The organism is Bradyrhizobium sp. Kon10 (assembly GCF_055807395.1).
The window spans coordinates 1-266 of sequence record NZ_JBVVOZ010000249.1 but is presented as its reverse complement, the minus strand read 5'-3'; the positions used below and the strand labels follow the sequence as shown (position 1 = coordinate 266).

Annotated in this window: 1 protein-coding gene; it reads left to right on the top strand. The window is 62.4% G+C overall.

Annotated features, from left to right (window positions below; translation table 11 throughout):
* On the top strand, window positions 1-266 hold a 266-nt coding region (locus AC0L2O_RS36905; protein WP_473373222.1), incomplete at both ends, for a hypothetical protein.

The following is a 266-nucleotide window of genomic DNA, read 5'->3' as shown; positions in this document are numbered from 1 at the left end:
CCCTTCCAAACATTCGCCCGCCGGTGCGCCATCCGCACTCACGCGCTGCTCGTCGACCGGGAGACAATTGTCGAGTTGGGCGGTTTCGATGTGTCGCTGCGCACCTGCGAGGACTGGGATCTGTGGCAGCGCCTCGCACGTCTCGGCAAACGTTGGGTGATGGTCGACGAGCCGCTCGCTTTCTATCGGACCAGCCCCAACTCGCTCAGCCGCAATTCGACGCAGATGCTGGTAGATGCGGAAATAGTGATCGCCCGCGGCTTTTC